This is a genomic window from Streptomyces nitrosporeus, from assembly GCF_008704555.1.
GTDB classification, from domain to species: Bacteria; Actinomycetota; Actinomycetes; order Streptomycetales; family Streptomycetaceae; genus Streptomyces; species Streptomyces nitrosporeus.
In genome coordinates this window covers 3,774,734-3,793,592 of the sequence record NZ_CP023702.1, presented here as the reverse complement: position 1 = coordinate 3,793,592, position 18,859 = coordinate 3,774,734, and the positions used below count along the sequence as shown (strand labels likewise).

Below are 18,859 nucleotides of genomic sequence, written 5' to 3'. Positions count from 1 at the left end.
CCCGGCCGACCGGCCCCGACAGACATCGCTCAACGGTCCACTTTCTCACCCGTCCCGGAGGGGCTCCCGCTTTCCGGACCGGTGTCCGGTGTCGGGTCACTCGGCTGCCCGGGTTCACCGCCGTCGCTCTCCTGCGCCTCTCCGGCCGCCGCGCGCTTGCGGTGGGTGTACATCCTGATGCCGGCCAGGACGAGCAGCAGGAGGCCGCCGGCGATCACCAGCAGCACGGTGGGAGTGACTTCGGAGACCTTCACGGTGAAGGTCATCTCCTCGCCGTACGGTGTCCCGTCCTCGGTGAAGAGCCGTGCGGTGACCTGGGCCTGGCCGTTGGCGTTGGCCGAGGCGTCGAACTTCACGGACTGGCTGTGCCCACCGGCGATCCTGACCGGCCGCTGGGCCACGGCCTCGCCGTCGCCCAGCTTCAGACGTGCCGCGTTGTTGGACGTCAGGCGCAGTACGAGGTGGTCGATGCCCTGGACCAGTTTGTTCTGCACGGTGACCGGGATGGTCGCGCTGCGTCCGGACAGGGTGACGTCGGACTTCGTGACGAGCTGGACCTCGTTGGTGAGACTCTGCAGATACAGGCGCACCGCGTCGCGGTACCGCTGGGCCTCCAGCGGCCTGCCGCGCCATGAGGTGGACATCGCGCGGTTGACCGCGTTCCCGAACGGGGACACCACCCGCTCGGGCTGGGTGAGGATGACCTGGAAGCTGTCGAGGGAGCTCTGCGTCGTCCGGATGTCCTGGAACGCCTGGGTGGGCAGCTCCTGGCTCCGCAGCTTCTTGGGATAGGCGGAGGTCTTGGGGACCTTGGTGGTGGCCCTGGCGTCGGGCTTCGCCTCGGCCGCCGCGACGAGGTCGAGCGGCTGCGTCCACCGTTGCGCGGACAGGGCCTGCAGGGCACGGGCCATCGTCTGGGCCTGGGCCGCCGTGGGGGTCCGCTGCGGCGCGACGACGATGCTGCGCTCCTTGTCGGGAGCCTGCTCCGTCAGCGCGAGCGTCTGGGCCAGGAACTTCTGCACGGCCGACGTCGAGCTTCCCGCCTTCGCCATGTCGCCCCGGAACGCGGTGGACAGCCGGTGGTCCGCGACCACCGCGGTGGTGCCGCCTCCGATGGGCCGGGCGGCGGTGGGGGTGTACAGCAGGCCACCGCGCTCTTCGAGGCTGTCGCTCCGGGCGATCACCTTGTGTGCGCCGGCCGAGGTGGCGACATCGACGACGGAGGGATCGACGGCACCCTCCACCGGCCAGGCGAAGTCGGTGGACGGTTTCACGTGGAGCACGGTCTCCACCGTCACAGCCGCCACTTCCGTGGCCGTCTGCAGGTGGCCGAGTGTTCCCGAGACGTTCTTGCCGCGGTGGGCGATGGACGCGAGGTCGGGGTCGCCGAACGGCAGCGCCACGACCGAGCCGTCCTTCACCGCCGCCTGCAGCGCGGTCAGCCACTGCTTGGCGATGGGCTGGTTGGTACCGGGAACGGTGGTGTCACCGATCTTGACGCGGTAGTTCTTCGTCATGGCGTCGACGGAGGCCAGCAGATCCGGATCGATCACCCAGGTCACCGGGAGTGAGCTGCCCAGTGAGACCAGCTGCTCCAGCCGGCCGCCCGGTGCGAGCTCGACGGCGAGATCGTCGTCGGCGAAGACAGGCGTCTGCTGCTCGTCGGACCCGGTTTCCGCGGTGACGTGGGACGAGGCGATCAGCGGCCACAGAAAGGTCAGCCCGGTCTTGTTCCGGGTGTCCTCCGGCTGCCAGGGCAGGAACGTCCGCTGGATACCCAGCACCTGGCCGTAGGGGGCGCCGGAGGTCTTTCCGGTGAGGGAGACCCCGAGCTGATAGACCCCGTCCTCGCCCAGGCCCAGCTTGTTCACCGGGACGGCCAGAGTGAAGTCCTGGCTGACGCCGGAGGGGAGCTTCGGGACCTCCACCGTGTACGGATCGCCGAGCCGCGCGGGATCACTGCCCGGCAGATAACCGGTACGCCCGGCCGCCTCGTCGACGGCCGTCCTGCCGGACAGCCTCGGGCCGACGCGTAGGTCGACCACACCGTCGGTGATCGTCTTCTTGCCCCGATTGGTGAGTGTTCCCGAGACCGTGAGGGTGTCCCCCTCGACCGGTGCGCTGGGGGCGAGTGTGTCCAGGGACACGGAGACGGTCCGTGAACCGGTGGGGGTTTTCGCCGTGCCGGCGGCCTGTGCGGGCGGGGCGGCCGGGGAGATGCTCAGGAGCGCGGCCAGCAGGGGCGCCCCGGCCAGCAAGGAGGCTGTGCGCCGGAGCCACCGGCGGGCAGGGGAGATGACCGCCCCCTGGGAGTCTGCCGCCTCGGCCACGCGTACCCGTCCCTCGTCGTCGTTTGGTGTCGGTCCTGCCGGTCTCTGCGTCCACGCATGGTAACGAGGCGCCGGAGTGCTGAGTGCCGGGGACTTCGTCACCTTGATCGAAGAGTCTCGCAGGGCGCCGGGAAACGATGCCGCCCGGGCCGGTCGGTGCACGTACCCTTTTCTGTTGTGCCGAACGCCAACGAAGACAACGCCAGCGCACTGAGCCAGGTGCAGCACCGCGCAGTCAGTGAACTGCTGCGGGTGTCCCCGGTCGCCGACGACCTCGCCCGGAGGTTCCAGGAGGCGGGTTTCCGTCTTGCCCTGGTGGGAGGGTCCGTCCGGGACGCACTGCTCGGCAGGCTCGGCAACGACCTGGACTTCACGACCGACGCCCGGCCGGACGAGGTGCTCAAGATCGTCCGCCCGTGGGCCGACTCGGTGTGGGAGGTCGGGATCGCCTTCGGCACCGTCGGCTCGCAGAAGGACGGCTACCAGATCGAGGTCACGACCTACCGGTCCGAGTCGTACGACCGCACCTCGCGGAAGCCGGAGGTCTCCTACGGCGACTCCATCGAGGACGACCTCGTGCGCCGTGACTTCACGGTCAACGCCATGGCCGTCGCACTGCCGGAGAAGGAGTTCGTCGACCCCCACGGCGGGCTCGAAGACCTGGCCGCCCGGGTGCTGCGCACCCCGGGCACGCCCGAGGAGTCCTTCTCCGACGACCCGCTGCGGATGATGCGCGCCGCGCGCTTCGCCGCTCAGCTGGACTTCGAGGTCGCCCCGGACGTCCTGGCGGCGATGAAGGACATGGCGGGGCGTATCGAGATCGTCTCGGCGGAGCGTGTCCGGGAGGAGCTGAACAAGCTGCTCCTCTCCCCGCACCCCCGCAAGGGACTCGGACTGCTCGTGGAGACGGGGCTCGCCGCTCATGTGCTGCCCGAGCTGCCGGCGCTGCGACTGGAGCGTGACGAGCATCACCGGCACAAGGACGTCTACGAGCACTCGCTGACGGTCCTGGAGCAGGCCATCGACCTGGAGGAGGAGGGCCCCGACCTCGTGCTGCGGCTCGCCGCTCTCCTGCACGACATCGGCAAGCCGAGGACCCGGCGCTTCGAGAAGGACGGCCGTGTCTCGTTCCACCACCACGAAGTGGTGGGCGCGAAGATGGTCAAGAAGCGGATGACGGCGCTCAAGTACTCGAACGACATGGTGAAGGACGTCGCGAGACTCGTGGAACTGCATCTGCGCTTCCACGGCTACGGCGACGGCGAGTGGACCGACTCGGCGGTGCGCAGATACGTGCGGGACGCGGGTCCGCTGCTGGAGCGGCTCCACAAGCTGACGCGTTCGGACTGCACCACGCGCAACAAGCGCAAGGCGAACGCGCTGTCGCGTACCTATGACGGGCTCGAGGAGCGCATCGCGCAGCTGAAGGGCCAGGAGGAGCTGGACGCGATCCGGCCGGACCTCGACGGGAACGAGATCATGCGGATCCTGGACGTCGGTCCCGGCCCCGTGATCGGCAAGGCGTACGCCTTCCTCCTGGAGCTGCGTCTGGAGAACGGCCCCCTGGGGCACGAAGAGGCGGTCGCGGCGCTCAAGCGGTGGTGGGCCGAGCAGGGCTGAGGGCCGTGCGGCCATGTTTCACGTGAAACATGGCCGCATCCAGCGTTCCGCCCCGCGCGCGCGAAGTCGTTTTCAGGGGCGTTGTTTCACGTGAAACGCAGCCGTGGGGCGTCCTTGCCGGCCCCGGTGGAGCATCGCGGCGGACACCGCCGCGTAGAGCACGGCCACCGCGATCACCACCGCGGGAGAGCGTCCGTCGGCCGGGAGGACCAGAGCCGCGACTCCCGCGGCGGCGACGAACGCGACGTTGAACAGGACGTCGTAGAGGGAGAAGACCCTGCCGCGGAAGGCGTCGTCGACGGATGTCTGCACTTCCGTGTCGGTGGCGATCTTGGCTCCCTGTGTCACCAGGCCCAGGACGAAGGCGGCCGCCAGCATCGGCTCGGGCGCGAAGGTCATCCCCAGGGCCGGTTCCAGGACGGCTGCGACGCCCGCGCACAACGCCATCCAGCCGTACCGGCCGAAGCGGCCGACGGTCCAGGGCGACACCACGGCGGCGACGAAGTAGCCCGCCGCGGAGAAGCCGAGGGCCAGGCCCAGCAGTGCCAGTCCACCGGACTCGCTGTCCGACCAGGCGTAGCGGCACAGCATCAGCAGCATGACGGTCAGAGCTCCGTAGCAGAAGCGCATCACCGTCATCGCCGCCAGGGCCCGGGCTGCGTCCCGGCGCTCGGCGAGGTGCCGGAAGCCCGCACCGAGTCCATGGGCGGTGACGGCCAGGGCGTGTCGTAGCCGCACCGCGGGCGCACCCCTGTCCGGCCCGAGGAGTTGCCGGGACAGGGTGAGGGAGACCAGCGCCGACAGGAGGTAGAGGGCGGCACCCAGGAGTACCACCGCTGCGTCGGAGCCGTCGGTCAGCAACCGGATGCCCAGGGCCAGTGCCCCGCCCACGGTGGCGGCGAGCGTGCCGGCGGTGGGAGAGAGGGCGTTGGCGATCACGAGCCGGTCGGGGTCCACCACCCGGGGCAGCGCGGCGGAGAGCCCTGCCAGCACGAAACGGTTGACCGCGGTGACACAGAGGGCCGATACGTAGAACGCCCAGTCCGGCACGGAACTCAGGAGCAGCAGGGCGGTGCAGCACGCGAGCACCGCGCGCAGCAGGTTCCCGTACAGGAAGACCTGGCGGCGCTGCCAGCGGTCCAGCAGGACACCGGCGAACGGGCCGATCAGGGAGTACGGAAGCAGCAGGACGGCCATGGCCGAGGCGATGGCTCCCGGAGTCGCCTGGTTCTCGGGGGAGAAGACCACATAGGTGGCGAGTGCGATCTGGTAGACGCCGTCCGCCGACTGGGAGAGCAGCCGTACGGCCAGGAGGCGACGGAAGTTCCGAAGGCGCAGGAGGACACCCAGATCACGTACGACAGGCATGTGAGCAAGCGTCACATACGTCGGGGGTCCCCGGGCAGGCGGACTGCCCGGGGACCCCCGACGTCATGGGTGCGTACACCCCGCCGATCCGGTGAGGCCCGCGTCGGGGCCCGTCCCGGTGGGCCGTGGTCCCGCATCTCCGTACGGGATCAGCCGGCCGTCATCGGCTGGATCAGCGCTCGACCTCACCGGCGATGAACTTCTCGACGTTGGCACGGGCCTCGTCGTCGAAGTACTGCACCGGCGGGGACTTCATGAAGTAGGAGCTGGCGGAGAGGATCGGGCCGCCGATGCCGCGGTCCTTGGCGATCTTCGCCGCGCGGACGGCGTCGATGATGACACCCGCGGAGTTCGGGGAGTCCCAGACCTCCAGCTTGTACTCCAGGTTCAGCGGAACGTCACCGAAGGCGCGGCCTTCGAGGCGCACGTACGCCCACTTGCGGTCGTCCAGCCAGGCCACGTAGTCCGACGGGCCGATGTGGACGTTGTCCGCACCGAGTTCGCGGTCACGGATCTGCGAGGTGACGGCCTGCGTCTTCGAGATCTTCTTGGACTCCAGGCGCTCACGCTCGAGCATGTTCTTGAAGTCCATGTTGCCGCCGACGTTCAGCTGCATCGTGCGGTCGAGGATGACACCCCGGTCCTCGAAGAGCTTCGCCATCACGCGGTGCGTGATGGTCGCGCCGACCTGCGACTTGATGTCGTCGCCGACGATCGGGACACCGGCCTCGGTGAACTTGTCCGCCCACTCCTTGGTGCCGGCGATGAAGACCGGGAGGGCGTTGACGAAGGCGACCTTGGCGTCGATGGCGCACTGGGCGTAGAACTTCGCCGCGACCTCGGAACCGACGGGCAGGTAGCAGACGAGTACGTCGACCTGCTTGTCCTTGAGGACCTGGACGACGTCGACCGGCGCCTCGGCGGACTCCTCGATCGTCTCGCGGTAGTACTTGCCCAGGCCGTCGTGGGTGTGGCCGCGCTGGACGGTCACGCCCGTGCTCGGCACGTCGGCGATCTTGATGGTGTTGTTCTCGCTGGCGCCGATGGCGTCCGCGAGGTCGAGTCCGACCTTCTTCGCGTCGACGTCGAAGGCGGCGACGAACTCGACGTCACTCACGTGGTAGTCGCCGAACTGGACGTGCATCAGGCCGGGCACCTTGCCGGCCGGATCGGCGTCCTTGTAGTACTCGACGCCCTGCACCAGCGAGGCGGCGCAGTTGCCCACGCCGACGATGGCTACGCGAACCGAACCCATGCCGATTGCTCCCTGTGTGTTCTCTGTGTACTCCGGCGCGGCCGTGCGGGCCGCGGGAGGTCACTTGGTGTCGTCGGACGGATCCGGCCGGGTGTTGTCCCGGTTCCGGGGCAGGCCGCCCGTCTCTCCTGATGTGTCGTGCCGAGTGGAGCCCTCGGGCGAGGATCGGCGTTGATCCCGTCCCGACCGCTCGCTCTCGATGAGCTCGTTCAGCCAGCGCACCTCGCGCTCCACGGACTCCATGCCGTGCCGCTGCAGTTCGAGCGTGTAGTCGTCGAGTCGTTCCCGGGTGCGGGCCAGTGAGGCGCGCATCTTTTCGAGGCGCTCTTCGAGCCTGCTGCGCCGGCCTTCGAGCACCCTCATCCGCACCTCGCGCTCCGTCTGCCCGAAGAAGGCGAAACGAGCGGCGAAATGCTCGTCCTCCCAGGCGTCGGGGCCGGTGTGCGAGAGCAGCTCCTCGAAGTGCTCCTTACCTTCTGCCGTCAACCGGTAGACGATCTTGGCGCGCCTTCCCGCCAGCGAGGACGTGGAGGCGACTCCACGTCCGGACGCGGGGGGCGGAGCGGCCTCGCCACCGGTCTCCTCGATCAACCAGCCGTTGGCGACCAGCGTCTTGAGGCAGGGGTAGAGCGTGCCGTAGCTGAACGCGCGGAAGATGCCCAACGAGGTGTTGAGGCGCTTGCGCAGTTCGTACCCGTGCATCGGGGACTCACGAAGCAGGCCGAGCACCGCGAATTCGAGGATGCCGGAGCGTCTGCTCACGTTCACGTCCTCCTTCGACGGGTGGCTCCGCTGAGCTCGTGGGCCCACCTTATGCCGTGCTGATGTATCGACTCGATACATCAGCACGATAGATCGGCTCGTGATGTTCGACAAGGGGCGTATTCGTGAGCGGCGTCACATTGGTGATTCATGGAGAGCGACTTGCGTTATTTGGGGTGAAGTTCGGCTCCAGGAGGTTTTTGACCGTGCGTAGTCTGTGCGGCATGCAGACCACCGGGAACCGCGAGACGCCGTCGAGCGTCAGACATCGCGGACTGCCGGATGTACTGCGGATGAGCCTTCCGCAGGGCTTGTCCGCAATTCGGGGGGACCGGAACTCAACTGCCGCTTCCAGGCGCTCTCGCCTGCCCGAGGAGTAGTCGTTCGATGAGCGAGCACCGTCGCAAACCGCCGCAATCGCAGGGCGGCGGACGTGCCGCGGCCAGACGAGCCGCCCAGCAGCCCTCCGGACGCCGTGAGTCGTCACGCAGGGCGACGTCGTCATCACCTTCCGAGCCGTACGACGACGAGCCGTCGTACGGCGGACGTGCCGAGGCCCGCAGAGCCGCCCAGCGCGGCGGGGGCGGGAGCGGGGGCGGCAGACGGCGCGGAGCCGGTGAGGGCCGGGGCGGCCGCGCGGCGGAGAGCCGCTCCGGCAAGAAGCGCCTCATCGACTACCCGCGCGCCGGAAAGTACGGCTTCCGCCGCTGGGTGCCGTCCTGGAAGCTGGTCACCGGCCTGTGCCTGGCCTTCCTCGGCACCATGATGGGCGTCGCGGGGCTCGCGTACGCGCTGGTCGTGCCGCCCGAGCTGAAGGACATCGCCACGGCGCAGAACAACGTCTACTACTGGGCCGACGGCACCCAGATGGTGGCGACCGGCGGTTCCGTCAACCGCCAGGAGCTCACGTACGCCCAGATCCCCGAGGAGATGCGGAACGCCGTGATCTCCGCGGAGAACAAGTCGTTCGACACCGACAAGGGCATCGACCCCATGGGCATCGCCCGCGCCGTCTACAACATGGCGCTGGGCGGCGAGACCCAGGGTGGATCCACGATCACCCAGCAGTACGTGAAGAACTCGATGCTCTCGCAGGACCAGACCATCAGCCGGAAGGTCAAGGAACTCTTCATCACGCTCAAGGTCGGCAACACGGTCGGCAAGGAGGAGGTGATGGAGGGGTACCTCAACGTCTCCTACTACGGCCGGGGCGCCTCCGGCCTCCAGGCCGCGGCACGCACGTACTTCGGCAAGGACGCCTCGGAGCTCGACGCGAGCGAGTGCGCCTTCCTCGCGACCCTGCTCAAGGGCCCCACGTACTACGACCCGGCCGGCCACCCCGAGATCGACCCCAAGCAGGCCACCGAGGAGGCGAACACCGAACGCGCCCAGAGGCGCTGGAAGTGGATCCTCGACGAAGAGGTCAAGGACGGCCGGCTGAGCGCCGAGGAACGCGCGAAGTACACGGAGTTCCCCAAGCTGCAGGAGCCGAAGAAGGAGGCCAAGCTGGGCGGTCAGACCGGCTACCTGGTCGACCTGGCCACGGACTACTTCCTCGCGCACAACGAGCAGAACATCACCGAGCAGCAGCTGGCCCGGGGCGGTTACGAGATCCACACGACCTTCGACAAGAAGAAGGTCAAGCAGCTCGAAACCGCCGTCACCAGGGTCTACAAGGAGAAGATCGACGAGAAGGCGCGGCCGACCCTGGACTCGCACGTGGAGTTCGGCGGCGCCTCGATCGACACCAAGACCGGCGCGATCCTCGCCACCTACGGCGGGCAGGACGCGACGAAGCACTACACCAACAACGCCGACGCGACCGGTGCGCAGGTCGGGTCGACGTTCAAGCCGTTCGTCCTCGCCGCCGGCATGCAGTACGGCAAGCGCGACCCGAAGCTGGGCCCGGACCAGGGCGAGTCCGACCGCACCCCGGTCTCACCGAAGAGCATCTACAACGGTGACCACGACCTCAAGATCAAGAACTACAACGGTGAGATCTGGGAGGACAAGGACGGCAACCAGTGGCGCCAGGCCAACGACGGTGACCACTCCTACGGCGACATCACCCTGCGGTACGCCATGGAGCAGTCCGCCAACTCCCCCTACGTCCAGCTCGGCATGGACGTCGGCACCGACAAGGTGAAGGAGGTGGCACTCGCCGCGGGGCTGCGGGACGACAGCTTCATGGCGGACGCCACCGTCCCGTCGTACTCGATCGGGACGTCCTCGCCCAGCGCCATCCGGATGGCCGGCGCCTACGCCACCTTCGCCACCAGCGGCAAGCAGAACGAGCCCTACTCCGTCAAGGAGGTCAAGCACAAGGGCGTGGTCATCTACGAGCACGAGAAGAAGACCAAGACCGCGATGGACTCCGTCATCGCGGACAACGTCACCGACGTGCTGAAGAACGTCGTCGAGAACGGCACGGGCAAGCCCGCGCGGCTCGAAGGACGCGACGCGGCGGGCAAGACCGGTACCACCGACGGCAACAGGTCGGCCTGGTTCGTCGGATACACCCCGCAGATCTCCACCGCGGTCAGCATGTTCCGGCTCGACGACGACGAGAAGAACAAGGACAGGGACTTCCTGGAGATGTTCGGGACGGGCGGCGAGGAGAAGATCCACGGTGCCTCGTTCCCCGCGCAGATCTGGCACGACTACATGACCGGCGCGATGAAGGGCAAGGAGGTGCTGAGCTTCCCGAAGCCGGAGCCCTACGGCGACACGCTCTACGGCGGCGGCGCGGTCAGCCCCAGCCCCAGCCCCAGCCCGACCCCCTCGCCGTCCGAGTCGAGCAAGGCGCCCGAGTCGCCCACCCCGACGCCTCCGTCCCCGTCCCCCACGCCGAGCGACTCCTGCGGCCCGTTCCAGTGGGACTGCGGGAACAACAACAACGGCGGGGCGAACAACGGCAACGACAACGCCGGGACCACGGAGGGCTCCAGCAACGGTTCGGACGCCGGTACCAGCGAGGGCACCACGGAGGGCTCCAGCAGCGGTTCGGACGCCGGTACCAGCGAGGGCACCACGGAAGGCAACACCAACGGCAACACCAACGGCAACGGCGCCAACCAGGGCGGGTGGCTCGGAGGGGGCGGCGGCGGTTAGACGGTGACCGGGTCCCGCACAGGGACCCGGCACGCACGACGGAACAGGGCCCGCCGGCACCGCTCAGGTGCGGGCGGGCCCCGCGCGTGTCCCCGCACGCCCGCTCCCGCACACAGCGCCGTACGGCAGGATGTGCGGCATGCCAAGCGCAGAGGAAACGAGCGTGCACCAGGAGCGGCCGGCCGTCCGGCCCACGGAGCAGGACGAGATCGCGGCGGCCGGGAGCGAGCTGATCGGCGGCCCGGTGGGCCGCTGGGCCCGCACCGGCACCGGCCCGCTCACCCCGGTCCGCGTGATGGTGCTCGTGGCGATCGGGATGTTCGCCCTCGGCATGGTGCAGAAACTGCCGTGCTACGACGCGGCGTGGTTCCAGGGGGTGAACTCGCAGTACACCCACGCGTGCTACTCCGACATCCCGCACCTCTACGTCGGACGCGGCTTCGCCGACGGGCTGATCCCCTACGCCGACCGCCTGAACGGCGACATGGAGTACCTCGAATACCCGGTGCTCACCGGGCTGTTCATGCAGGTCGCCTCATGGCTGACACCGGCCTCGGACACCGACACCGCGCAACTGCGTGAGCAGATGTACTGGATGGCCAACGCGGGCATGCTGATGATCTGCGCGGTCGTCATCGTCGTCTGCGTCGCCCGCACCCACCGCGACCGCCCCTGGGACGGTCTCCTCGTCGCCCTCGCGCCCGCCTTCGCCCTCACCGCGACGATCAACTGGGACCTGTTCGCCGGTGCCCTGACCGCCGCGGCGATGCTCATGTGGTCGCGCGGCAGGGCCTTCGCCTTCGGCGTCCTCATCGGGCTGGCGACGGCGGCCAAGCTCTACCCGGTCCTCCTGCTGGGTCCGCTGCTCGTCCTGTGCCTGCGGGCCGGCAGGACGAGGGAGTTCGGCAAGGCCCTGACCGGCGCCGTGGCCGCGTGGCTGGTGGTGAACCTGCCGGTCATGCTCCACTCCCCCGAGGGGTGGAAGAAGTTCTACACCTTCAGCCAGGAACGGCAGATCGACTTCGGCTCGTTCTGGCTGGTCATCACCCAGCGCACCGGCAAGCCCATCGACGTCGGCACGGTGAACACCGCCTCCGTGCTCCTGATGATCGTGCTGTGCGCGGGGATCGCCGGGCTGGCGCTCGGCGCCCGGCGCCGGCCGAGGTTCGCCCAGCTCGCCTTCCTGGTGGTGGCCGCCTTCATTCTGACGAACAAGGTCTACTCACCGCAGTACGTGCTGTGGCTGATCCCGCTCGCCGCGCTGGCCAGGCCCCGCTGGCGCGACTTCCTGATCTGGCAGGCGTGCGAGGTCATGTACTTCCTGGGCATCTGGATGTACCTCGCCTACACGATGGGCGGCGACCGGCACCAGGGGCTCCCGGAGGACGGCTACCAGGTGGCGATCGCGCTGCACCTGCTGGGCACGCTGTACCTGTGCGCCGTGGTCGTCAGGGACATCCTGATGCCGGAGCGCGACCCGGTGCGCCGCGACGGCTCCGACGACCCGTCGGGCGGGGTGCTCGACGGGGCACCGGACACCGTCGCCCTCGGCAGGGCCGTGCGGGAGCCCGGCCGGCCGGAGGAGGCGGGGGACGAGGCGGGGAGCGCCCCGCCCGCCCACTGAGGGGCGCGCGGTCCTACCGGTCCACCAGGCGGTCGAACTGGGTGGTGGTGTGGCGCAGATGGGCCACCAGTTCGTCCCCCACCTTCGGTTCCTGCGCGTCCGCGGGGACGAACAGGATCGACACCTGCATGTGCGGCGGCTCGGCGAACCAGCGCTGCTTGCCCGCCCAGACGAACGGCGACAGATTGCGGTTGACCGTGGCCAGTCCGGCCCGGGCGACCCCCTTGGCCCGGGGCATCACACCGTGCAGCGCCTTGGGCGCCTCCAGCCCGACCCCGTGCGACGTACCGCCCGCCACGACGACCAGCCAGCCGTCGGAGGCGGCCTTCTGCTGGCGGTAGCCGAAGCGGTCGCCCTTGGCGACGCGCGTGACGTCGAGCACCGAGCCGCGGTACTCCGTCGCCTCGTGGTCGCCCAGCCACAGCCGGGTGCCGATACGCGCGCGGAAACGGGTCTGCGGGAACTGCTGCTGGAGCCGTGCGAGTTCCTCGGCCCCCAGGTGGCTGACGAACATGGTGTGCAGGGGGAGCCGGTTGGCGCGCAGCCGGTCCATCCAGGCGATGACCTCCTCCACCGCGTCCGAACCGTCCGTGCGGTCCAGCGGCAGGTGCAGCGCGAACCCTTCGAGGCGTACGTCCTCGATCGCCGCGTGCAGCTGGCCGAGCTCCTCCTCCCTGACGCCGTGGCGCTTCATCGAGCTCATGCACTCGATGACCACCCGGGCGCCCACCAGGGCGTGCACACCGTCGACCGAGGAGACCGACCTGATGACGCGGTCGGGCAGCGGAACCGGCTCCTCACCCCGCCGGAAGGGGGTGAGCACCAGCAGGTCGCCGCTGAACCAGTCCTTGATCCGGGCGGCCTCGTAGGTGGTGCCGACGGCCAGGGTGTCGGAGCCGAAGCGGATCGCCTCGTCGGCCAGCCGCTCGTGGCCGAAACCGTACCCGTTGCCCTTGCAGACGGGTACGAGACCGGGGAACCGGTCCAGCACGGACTTCTGGTGCGCCCGCCAGCGCGCGGTGTCGACGTAGAGGGAGAGCGCCATGGCCGGCCCGGAACCTTTCTGGTGGCTGCGGTTGATCTGAGCAGTGAGGAGGTGTCGAGGGGTGCTGACCGGACGGTCAGCGGCGGGACATATACATGTCGAGCGCCTTGTGGAGCAGCTTGTTGAGGGGGAAGTCCCACTCGCCGACGTACTCGACGGCTTCCCCGCCGGTGCCGACCTTGAACTGGATCAGGCCGAACAGATGGTCGGTCTCGTCCAGCGAGTCGCTGATGCCCCGGAGGTCGTAGACGGTGGCACCCATCGCGTACGCGTCACGCAGCATCCGCCACTGCATGGCGTTCGACGGCCTGACCTCGCGCCCGATGTTGTCCGAGGCCCCGTAGGAGTACCAGACGTGCCCGCCGACCACGAGCATCGTGGCGGCGGAGAGGTTCACCCCGTTGTGCCGGGCGAAGTACAGGCGCATGCGGTTGGGGTCCTCGGTGTTGAGCACCGTCCACATCCGCTGGAAGTACGACAGGGGGCGCGGGCGGAAGCGGTCGCGCACCGCGGTGATCTCGTACAGCCGCTGCCACTCGGCCAGGTCCTCGTAGCCGCCCTGGACGACCTCGACGCCCGCCTTCTCGGCCTTCTTGATGTTGCGCCGCCAGAGCTGGTTGAAGCCCTTGAGGACGTCCTCCAGGGAGCGGTTCGCCAGGGGCACCTGGAAGACGTAACGGGGCTGTACGTCGCCGAACCCCGCTCCGCCGTCCTCGCCCTGCTGCCAGCCCATCTTCCGCAGCCGGTCGGAGACCTCGAAGGCCCGCGGCTCGATGTGGGTGGCCTCGATGTCGCGCAGCCGCTTGACCTCGGGGTCCTGGATGCCCGCCTTGATGGCCGTGGAGTCCCAGCGGCGGATGACCACCGGCGGACCCATCTTCACGGAGAAGGCACCCTGCTGCTTCAGGTGCGCGAGCATCGGCTGGAGCCAGTCGTCGAGGTTGGGGGCGTACCAGTTGATGACCGGGCCCTCGGGGAGGTAGGCCAGGTAGCGCTTGATCTTGGGCAGCTGGCGGTAGAGCACCAGGCCCGCGCCGACCATCTCGCCGGTCCTGTCGAACCAGCCCAGGCTCTCCGAGCGCCACTCGGTCTTCACGTCCGCCCACGCCGGGACCTGGCAGTGGCTCGCCGAGGGGAGACTCTGGACGTACGCCAGATGCTGTTCTCGGCTGATGGTCCTCAGGGTCAGGCTCATGCGGGGCGCTCCTCGGCAGGTGTGTCCCCATCGGTTCAGGGGCTCCGGCTCTCGCGCCGAAGCCTACTGTGACCGGCAGGGGCCCGGCCCGGCCCCGTCGGGACCGGGCCGGGCCCCTGCCGCGCGGAGCCGTGGACCCGGCATCGCGCGGCGCGCCCCGGAGGGCGCCGGCCGCCGCTCTGCCGGTCAGGTGATCACGCCTCCGAAGAGGCCGCCGTGCGCCATGCCGAGGAGGAACCCCACCCCGGACGAGCCCATGCCCATGATGAAGGCGAACCGCTGCCAGGTCGTCCGGGAGATGTACTGGCCGTAGGCGCCGGTCAGCAGGCCGACGAGCCCGGCCCATGAGCTGACCAGGTGAAGGTCGTGGAACATCGCCGAGACGAAGGCGAGGACCCCCAGGACCCCCGCCACCCCCATCAGCGCCTCCTGGAGCGGGTGCGGACGGCCGTCCGTCGCGAAGAGTGAACCGTTGGCCGGGCGGGGGCGGGCCTCCCTGCTGGGAGCGGGCCGGCCGCCGGCGGGGCGGATGGTCTGTGCCATGGAGCACCTCCTGGCCGAGCGGGCGGTGCGATGTAGCGCCTCTCACACCGCATCTGCCTCGATTGTGCGCCCCGGACACCGGATTTCAACCGGAAGGCGGTCTGCGGGTACTCTGTACGGTCTGCACCGGTGTCTGCCCTGAAGCCGTCCCCGCGCCCCGCTCCCGAACCCCTCCGGGGTCCCCCCGGAACATCGGGAAGGGCGTTGTCAGTGGCGGCTGTTTCACTCGGAGACACTGTTGCTCAACGCATCACGACCCTCCTGCCACGGAACGACCGTGGCCGCTGAGTCCAAAGGAGGTGGGTTCCACATGCGTCACTACGAGGTGATGGTCATCCTCGACCCCGATCTCGAGGAGCGAGCTGTCTCCCCGCTGATCGAGAACTTCCTCTCCGTCGTCCGTGAGGGCAACGGAAAGGTCGAGAAGGTCGACACCTGGGGCCGTCGTCGTCTCTCTTACGAGATCAAGAAGAAGCCCGAGGGCATCTACTCGGTCATCGACCTGCAGGCAGAGCCCGCGGTCGTCAAGGAGCTCGACCGACAGATGAACCTGAACGAGTCGGTCCTCCGGACCAAGGTCCTCCGTCCCGAGGTCCACTGAGCGTCCAGCTCGGTGCTCATCGGGTTCGAGTAGCAAGCAGCCAGAAGCAATCCCCGCCGAGAGGTTCATCCATGGCAGGCGAGACCGTCATCACGGTCGTCGGCAATCTCGTCGACGACCCCGAGCTGCGCTTCACCCCGTCCGGTGCGGCGGTCGCGAAGTTCCGTGTCGCGTCCACTCCCCGCATCTTCGACCGGCAGACCAATGAGTGGAAGGACGGCGAAGGCCTGTTCCTCACCTGCTCGGTCTGGCGTCAGGCGGCGGAGAACGTCGCGGAGTCGCTCCAGCGCGGCATGCGCGTGGTCGTGCAGGGCCGGCTGAAGCAGCGGTCCTACGAGGACCGCGAGGGCGTCAAGCGCACGGTCTACGAGCTGGATGTCGAGGAAGTCGGCCCCAGCCTCAAGAACGCCACGGCCAAGGTCACCAAGACCACCGGTCGCGGCGGTCAGGGCGGCCAGGGTGGATACGGCGGCGGTCAGCAGGGCGGCGGCAACTGGGGCGGCGGTCCCGGTGGCGGCGGCCAGCAGGGCGGCGGCGCTCCGGCCGACGACCCCTGGGCCACCGGCGGTTCCGCCGGCGGACAGGGCGGCGGCCAGCAGGGCGGCGGGGGCAGCTGGGGTGGAAACTCCGGCGGTTCCGGCGGCGGCTACTCGGACGAGCCTCCCTTCTAGGGCTGCTCGTACCCCCACTTCTTGATCACACAGGAGAAACACCATGGCGAAGCCGCCTGTGCGCAAGCCTAAGAAGAAGGTCTGCGCTTTCTGCAAGGACAAGACCCAGTACGTGGACTACAAGGACACGAACATGCTGCGGAAGTTCATTTCCGACCGTGGCAAGATCCGTGCCCGCCGCGTGACCGGCAACTGCACGCAGCACCAGCGTGACGTCGCCACGGCAGTCAAGAACAGCCGTGAGATGGCGCTGCTGCCCTACACGTCCACCGCGCGATAAGGGAAGGGTGACCGAATCATGAAGATCATCCTCACCCACGAGGTCACTGGCCTCGGTGCCGCCGGCGACGTCGTGGACGTCAAGGACGGGTACGCCCGTAACTACCTGGTTCCGCGTGGCTTCGCCATCCGCTGGACCAAGGGTGGCGAGAAGGACGTGGCGCAGATCCGCCGCGCCCGCAAGATCCACGAGATCGCGACGATCGAGCAGGCCAACGAGATCAAGGCCAAGCTCGAAGCCGTGAAGGTGCGTCTGGCTGTTCGCTCCGGCGACGCCGGCCGTCTCTTCGGCTCCGTCACCCCGGCCGACATCGCCTCGGCGATCAAGACCGCGGGTGGTCCGGACGTCGACAAGCGTCGCGTCGAGCTCGGCTCGCCGATCAAGACGCTGGGTGGACACCAGGTGTCCGTCCGTCTGCACCCCGAGGTTGCCGCGACGCTCGGTATCGAGGTCGTCGCCGCCTGATGAGGGCGCGGCTCGGCAGAGCTGGATGAAGGGCCGCACCCCTCGGGGTGCGGCCCTTCGCCTTTCCCTCTTCGGGAGGCCCGGTTTCACGTGAAACAGGAACCGGTGCCGTAGCCGGAACCCGGCGAGGGCCGGCCGGTACGGCGCGGCGGACCCGCCGAGGGGCGGCGGATCCAGCGGCGCGAGCTCCGCGGAAGGGCGGGGTCCCGCCACTCAGCGGGATGCACCGGTCACGATCCAGCGCCCGGACCGGGTACGCAGCCAGAGAGTGACCAGGCGGACCGCCATCATCAGGCCCATGGCCCACCAGAGGGCGGTGAGCCCTCCGCCGAGTTCGGGTACGAGGACTGCCACCGGAGCGAAGACGGCCAGCGTCAGCAGCATGGCCCAGGCCAGATAGCGGCCGTCCCCGGCGCCCATCAGCACACCGTCCAGGACGAAGACCACACCGGCGACCGGCTGGGTGAGCGCGACGACGAGCAGGGCCGGCAGCAGGGTGTCCTGGACGGAGGTGTCGCTGGTGAACAGAGGGATGAACAGGGGACGGGCCACTACGATCAGGACTCCGATCACCACGCCGGAGGCGATGCCCCACTCGACCATCCGCCGGCAGGCTTCCCGGGCGCCCTTGGCGTCGTCGGCCCCCAGATAGCGGCCGATGATCGCCTGGCCCGCGATGGCGATGGCATCGAGCGCGAACGCCGTGAGGCTCCACAGGGAGAGGACGATCTGGTGTGCGGCGATGTCGGTGTCGCCGAGCCGGGCGGCGACCGCGGTGGCGATCATCAGGACCGCGCGCAGCGAGAGGGTACGTACGAGCAGGGGCACACCCGCCCGTGCGCAGGCCCGGATTCCCGCGGCGTCAGGACGGAGCGAGGCGCCGTGCCGCCGGGCTCCGCGTACCACCACGAGCAGGTAGACGAGCGCCATGCCGACCTGGGCGATCACCGTTCCCCAGGCGGATCCCGCGATGCCGAGGCCGGCGCCGTAGACGAGTACCGCGTTGAGGATGCCGTTGACGGCGAAACCGCCGATGGCGACGTAGAGAGGTGTCCGGGTGTCCTGGAGACCGCGCAGCACACCTGTCGCCGCGAGTACCACCAGCATGGCGGGGATGCCGAAGCTGGAGATCCGCAGATAGGTGACGGCGTACGGTGCGGCGGTGTCCGACGCTCCGAAGACCTCGATGAGCCAGGGGGCCAGCGGAAGCGTGAGGGCGACGACGGCTGCGCCGAGCAGCAGGGCCAGCCAGATGCCGTCCATACCCTGGCGGATCGCGGCGGGCAGGTCGCCCGCGCCCACCCGGCGGGCGACGGCGGCCGTGGTGGCGTACGCGAGGAAGACGAAGATGCTCACCGCGGTGGTCAGCAGAGCGGCGGCGACGGCGAGACCCGCCAGTTGCGGGGTGCCGAGATGCCCGACGATGGCGCTGTCGACCATGACGAACAGGGGCTCGGCGACGAGTGCGCCGAAGGCCGGAACGGCGAGGGCGAAGATCTCGCGGTCGTGCCGGCGGCGGGAGCGCTGAGGGGGCGCGGGATCCTCGGACATGGGGGCCAATCTAATCTTCCACAGGTAAGAGATGCAATGGCTCTTTATCCCTTACGGGGGAAGCTATGGGAAGGGCTGCGGCGGGACGAGCCCGTGGATCTGGGTGAGCAGGCGAAAGTTTTTCTCCCCCACAGTCGGTGGATGGAGAAATGCCTGGTCAGATGGGTCACTGGTGCAGGCGTATGAGTTTGTCCACAGTTCTTTCCCCCGGTCCGTGCACAGGATCCGGCGGGTTCTCCACAGCATCTGGTCAGTCGTCCACATGGCCTGTGGATAACCGGATTGGCTGACGGTTCGGACGGGCCTACCGTGGACCGGCGCCCGTACTACGTTCCGGCTCGGAAGCCCACAGAACTCGACGCGTCGGAACCGGAGTCGGGCGTCTTTTTTGTCGGTGTTGTGCCGTAAGAAAGAGTGGCACGGCATAGGTCCGCGAAG

The 18,859-nt window shown here is 68.9% G+C and carries 15 protein-coding genes; 7 read left to right on the top strand and 8 right to left on the bottom strand.

All coding sequences use genetic code 11. The annotated features are described in order from the left end of the window. Nucleotides 1-29 precede the first annotated feature (29 nt). Nucleotides 30-2,330, bottom strand: coding sequence for a DUF6049 family protein (locus CP967_RS16875; protein WP_150488763.1), 2,301 nt, complete (start codon nucleotides 2,328-2,330; stop codon nucleotides 30-32). Between the two features lie 177 nt (nucleotides 2,331-2,507). On the opposite strand from CP967_RS16875, the gene CP967_RS16870 reads away from it, so the two are divergent. Further along, complete coding sequence (locus CP967_RS16870) at nucleotides 2,508-3,950, top strand: CCA tRNA nucleotidyltransferase (protein WP_150488762.1); 1,443 nt, start codon at nucleotides 2,508-2,510, stop codon at nucleotides 3,948-3,950. Between the two features lie 72 nt (nucleotides 3,951-4,022). Here the strand turns inward: CP967_RS16870 and CP967_RS16865 are convergent, their stop codons facing one another. From CP967_RS16865 to CP967_RS16855, 3 genes are all read right to left on the bottom strand, one after another. Next, nucleotides 4,023-5,318 carry an MFS transporter gene (locus CP967_RS16865; RefSeq protein ID WP_150488761.1) on the bottom strand — a complete coding sequence of 432 codons (1,296 nt, stop codon included), beginning with the start codon at nucleotides 5,316-5,318 and terminating at the stop codon, nucleotides 4,023-4,025. A 172-nt stretch (nucleotides 5,319-5,490) separates the two neighbouring features. After that, nucleotides 5,491-6,573, bottom strand: a complete 1,083-nt coding sequence (locus tag CP967_RS16860; RefSeq protein WP_150488760.1) for an inositol-3-phosphate synthase — start codon at nucleotides 6,571-6,573, stop codon at nucleotides 5,491-5,493. Nucleotides 6,574-6,633: 60 nt separating this feature from the next. After that, nucleotides 6,634-7,335 (bottom strand): PadR family transcriptional regulator, encoded by a 702-nt coding sequence (locus CP967_RS16855; protein WP_150488759.1) that lies wholly within the window; start codon nucleotides 7,333-7,335, stop codon nucleotides 6,634-6,636. Nucleotides 7,336-7,722: 387 nt separating this feature from the next. Here CP967_RS16855 and CP967_RS16850 point away from each other — a divergent pair, with 387 nt between their 5' ends. After that, nucleotides 7,723-10,446, top strand: a complete 2,724-nt coding sequence (locus tag CP967_RS16850) for a transglycosylase domain-containing protein (protein ID WP_150488758.1) — start codon at nucleotides 7,723-7,725, stop codon at nucleotides 10,444-10,446. A gap of 139 nt (nucleotides 10,447-10,585) precedes the next feature. Continuing rightward, on the top strand, nucleotides 10,586-12,070 hold the full coding sequence (locus CP967_RS16845; RefSeq protein ID WP_150488757.1) for a glycosyltransferase family 87 protein: 1,485 nt from the start codon (nucleotides 10,586-10,588) through the stop codon (nucleotides 12,068-12,070). A 13-nt stretch (nucleotides 12,071-12,083) separates the two neighbouring features. Here the strand turns inward: CP967_RS16845 and CP967_RS16840 are convergent, their stop codons facing one another. From CP967_RS16840 to CP967_RS16830, 3 genes are all read right to left on the bottom strand, one after another. Next, nucleotides 12,084-13,115, bottom strand: a complete 1,032-nt coding sequence (locus CP967_RS16840) for an alanine racemase (protein WP_150488756.1) — start codon at nucleotides 13,113-13,115, stop codon at nucleotides 12,084-12,086. Nucleotides 13,116-13,191: 76 nt separating this feature from the next. Beyond that, on the bottom strand, nucleotides 13,192-14,310 hold the full coding sequence (locus CP967_RS16835; RefSeq protein ID WP_150488755.1) for a lipid II:glycine glycyltransferase FemX: 1,119 nt from the start codon (nucleotides 14,308-14,310) through the stop codon (nucleotides 13,192-13,194). A 186-nt stretch (nucleotides 14,311-14,496) separates the two neighbouring features. Beyond that, a complete protein-coding gene (locus CP967_RS16830) occupies nucleotides 14,497-14,853 on the bottom strand; it encodes a hypothetical protein (RefSeq protein ID WP_150488754.1) in 357 nt (118 codons plus the stop codon). A 310-nt stretch (nucleotides 14,854-15,163) separates the two neighbouring features. Here CP967_RS16830 and rpsF point away from each other — a divergent pair, with 310 nt between their 5' ends. From rpsF to rplI, 4 genes are all read left to right on the top strand, one after another. After that, complete coding sequence (gene rpsF, locus CP967_RS16825; protein WP_014047181.1) at nucleotides 15,164-15,454, top strand: 30S ribosomal protein S6; 291 nt, start codon at nucleotides 15,164-15,166, stop codon at nucleotides 15,452-15,454. A 71-nt stretch (nucleotides 15,455-15,525) separates the two neighbouring features. Beyond that, the gene (locus CP967_RS16820) at nucleotides 15,526-16,125 is read left to right on the top strand and encodes a single-stranded DNA-binding protein (RefSeq protein ID WP_150488753.1); all 600 of its coding nucleotides are present in this window, start codon (nucleotides 15,526-15,528) and stop codon (nucleotides 16,123-16,125) included. A gap of 43 nt (nucleotides 16,126-16,168) precedes the next feature. Then, nucleotides 16,169-16,405: a 30S ribosomal protein S18 gene (gene rpsR, locus CP967_RS16815; RefSeq protein ID WP_003967857.1), complete on the top strand. Its 237-nt coding sequence runs from the start codon at nucleotides 16,169-16,171 to the stop codon at nucleotides 16,403-16,405. Between the two features lie 18 nt (nucleotides 16,406-16,423). Next, entirely contained in the window at nucleotides 16,424-16,870 is a 447-nt protein-coding gene (gene rplI, locus CP967_RS16810) for a 50S ribosomal protein L9 (RefSeq protein WP_150488752.1), read from the top strand. 213 nt (nucleotides 16,871-17,083) lie between these two features. Here the strand turns inward: rplI and CP967_RS16805 are convergent, their stop codons facing one another. Continuing rightward, nucleotides 17,084-18,421, bottom strand: coding sequence for an MATE family efflux transporter (locus CP967_RS16805; protein ID WP_150488751.1), 1,338 nt, complete (start codon nucleotides 18,419-18,421; stop codon nucleotides 17,084-17,086). Nucleotides 18,422-18,859 lie beyond the last annotated feature (438 nt).

Coding starts and splice junctions, on each gene's coding strand:
- CP967_RS16845 (WP_150488757.1), top strand. CDS start 10,586: ATGCCAAGCGCAGAGGAAACGAGCGTGCACCAGGAGCGGCCGGCCGTC.
- CP967_RS16830 (WP_150488754.1), bottom strand. CDS start 14,853: ATGGCACAGACCATCCGCCCCGCCGGCGGCCGGCCCGCTCCCAGCAGG.
- CP967_RS16805 (WP_150488751.1), bottom strand. CDS start 18,421: ATGTCCGAGGATCCCGCGCCCCCTCAGCGCTCCCGCCGCCGGCACGAC.
- CP967_RS16860 (WP_150488760.1), bottom strand. CDS start 6,573: ATGGGTTCGGTTCGCGTAGCCATCGTCGGCGTGGGCAACTGCGCCGCC.
- rpsF (WP_014047181.1), top strand. CDS start 15,164: ATGCGTCACTACGAGGTGATGGTCATCCTCGACCCCGATCTCGAGGAG.
- CP967_RS16865 (WP_150488761.1), bottom strand. CDS start 5,318: ATGCCTGTCGTACGTGATCTGGGTGTCCTCCTGCGCCTTCGGAACTTC.
- CP967_RS16850 (WP_150488758.1), top strand. CDS start 7,723: ATGAGCGAGCACCGTCGCAAACCGCCGCAATCGCAGGGCGGCGGACGT.
- CP967_RS16840 (WP_150488756.1), bottom strand. CDS start 13,115: ATGGCGCTCTCCCTCTACGTCGACACCGCGCGCTGGCGGGCGCACCAG.
- CP967_RS16835 (WP_150488755.1), bottom strand. CDS start 14,310: ATGAGCCTGACCCTGAGGACCATCAGCCGAGAACAGCATCTGGCGTAC.
- rpsR (WP_003967857.1), top strand. CDS start 16,169: ATGGCGAAGCCGCCTGTGCGCAAGCCTAAGAAGAAGGTCTGCGCTTTC.
- rplI (WP_150488752.1), top strand. CDS start 16,424: ATGAAGATCATCCTCACCCACGAGGTCACTGGCCTCGGTGCCGCCGGC.
- CP967_RS16820 (WP_150488753.1), top strand. CDS start 15,526: ATGGCAGGCGAGACCGTCATCACGGTCGTCGGCAATCTCGTCGACGAC.